Annotated in this window: 1 protein-coding gene and 1 pseudogene; one reads left to right on the forward strand and one right to left on the reverse strand. The window is 58.4% G+C overall.

Features of this window, described 5'->3' with window-relative positions:
- Nucleotides 1–77: 77 nt before the first annotated feature.
- Nucleotides 78–643: pseudogene (locus RGD00_RS23160) on the reverse strand (IS5 family transposase); the annotation flags it as partial.
- A gap of 186 nt (nucleotides 644–829) precedes the next feature.
- Between RGD00_RS23160 and RGD00_RS23165 the strand changes: the two are divergent.
- Nucleotides 830–1,987, forward strand: a complete 1,158-nt coding sequence (locus tag RGD00_RS23165; protein ID WP_310459595.1) for a type I restriction-modification system subunit M — start codon at nucleotides 830–832, stop codon at nucleotides 1,985–1,987.
- Nucleotides 1,988–2,040: the final 53 nt, after the last annotated feature.

The raw sequence follows: 2,040 nt of genomic DNA on the forward strand, positions 1-2,040 counted from the left end.
AAACTTGTTCGTCGTCTTGCTCATGATGCTCCATCCTACTCAAGAGTTGGAGCCTCCGGCAAACCCGGCGCGGTTCAGACCTTTATCCCCCTGTCTTTCAACGCTTCTCTGAACCAATCAGCGTCGTAGCCCCTGTCAGCCAGCAGCCAACCCGCCTTCGGCAGACTGCCCAGAAGAGCCGCGGCGCCTGTGTAGTCGCTGACCTGGCCGGCCGACATGAAGAACCCGATCGGCCGCCCCGTGGCATCGGCAACGGCGTGCAGTTTGGTGTTCATGCCGCCTTTTGTCCGCCCGATCTGGCGTGTGCGCCCCCCTTTTTCACGCACAGGCTCGACGCCGTGCGGTGTGCCTTGAGATAGGTCGCATCGATCATGATCGTCTTGTGATCGGCGCTCTCAGCGGCCAGGCCGACCATGATCCGGGCGAAGACCCCGTTGTCACTCCAGCGCTTCCAACGGTTGTAGAGGGTCTTGGCGGGCCCGTATTCCTTCGGCGCATCACACCACCGCAACCCATTGCGGTTGATGAAGATTATGCCGCTGAGAACGCGGCGATCATCGACGCGGGGCTTGCCATGACTCTTGGGAAAGAACGGCTTCAGGCGTTCCATCTGGGCATCGCTCAGCCAGTAAAGATTGCTCATCGATCAGGTCTCCTTGCGGAGCCTGAATCATGCCAAACGCCTGAAATCAATGGGTCTGGAGCCTAGACCGCGTTTTCTGAACTGATAGGATGCCGCGCGTTGCGCCAGCCCACTTCCTTGACGCTTGCGTCCTCGTCGCGCAAAGTGCTGCAGATACAAGAAAAACCAATAGGCATGGCGCGGTAGATGAGCAGCGATATCAAGTCACTGAGTTCCTTTGTCTGGTCGATCGCCGAGACCTTGCGGGGTGATTTCAAGCAATCGGAATACGGTAAGGTCATCCTGCCCTTCGTGGTGCTTAGGCGTCTTGACTGCATTCTTGAGGCATCCAAACCCGCCGTTCTGGCGATGGCCGCGACACTGTCCGACGATTTAGACGACGAAGCGCGCGACACTTTGCTCGCCGGTGCGGTGGGGCAGGACATCCGCCTTTACAACCTGTCGCGCCTCACCTTTGCTAGCTTGAAAGGCCAGGATCCAAAGGACATCCACAAGAACCTGCTCGAGTATATCACCAAGTTCTCGCCCAACGTCCGTGACATCTTCCTCGACAAGTTCCTGTTCACCGACCAGTTGAAGCGTCTGAATGATGCTGGTCTTCTGTTCCGTGTTTTTGATCAGTTCACGCAGATCGACCTGCACCCCGAGGTGATTTCGAACCTAGAGATGGGCTACCTGTTCGAAGAGCTGATCCGTCGTTTCTCGGAGATCTCGAACGAAACCGCCGGTGAACATTATACCCCGCGCGAGGTGATCCGCTTGATCGTCTCGCTGCTGTTGGTCAATGACCGCGAGGCGCTGACCGGCTCTGGCGTGATCCGGCAGGTCTATGATCCGGCCGCTGGCACCGGCGGTATGCTGTCGCTTGCAGAGATGGAGATGAAGGCGCTGAATCCGCGCATTCGCGTCGAACTCTACGGCCAGGAGCTGAATCCCGAGTCCTATGCAATATGCAAGTCGGACATGCTGGTGACCGGGCACGATCCCGAGAACATCGCATATGGCAACACTCTGACGCAGGACGCACATCGCAAGCGGCGGTTCCATTACATGTTGTCGAACCCGCCCTACGGTGTGGACTGGAAGAAATACGCCGACGCGATCAAGGACGAGGCGGACACGCAGGGCAAGAACGGGCGCTTCGGCGCGGGCTTGCCGCGCATCTCTGACGGGCAGTTGCTGTTCCTGCAGCACATGATCTCCAAGATGCGCAACGACGAACAAGGGTCGCGCATCGGCATCGTCATGAACGGCTCGCCCCTTTTCACCGGCGGTGCCGGGTCGGGCGAAAGCGAGATCCGCCGCTGGATGCTGGAAAACGGCTCTGTTGCACAAATCCTGTGAGGGATTCATCTCGTGAATCCAGCATGGTAGCTGGGTGGCATGAGCAGACCGAC

Origin of the sequence: Ruixingdingia sedimenti, assembly GCF_031432425.1 — a bacterium.
Classification (GTDB): domain Bacteria; phylum Pseudomonadota; class Alphaproteobacteria; order Rhodobacterales; family Rhodobacteraceae; genus Ruixingdingia; species Ruixingdingia sedimenti.

What these genes read in the sequence shown, in the direction of transcription:
- RGD00_RS23165 (WP_310459595.1), top strand. Translation starts at nt 830, where the DNA reads ATGAGCAGCGATATCAAGTCACTGAGTTCCTTTGTCTGGTCGATCGCC.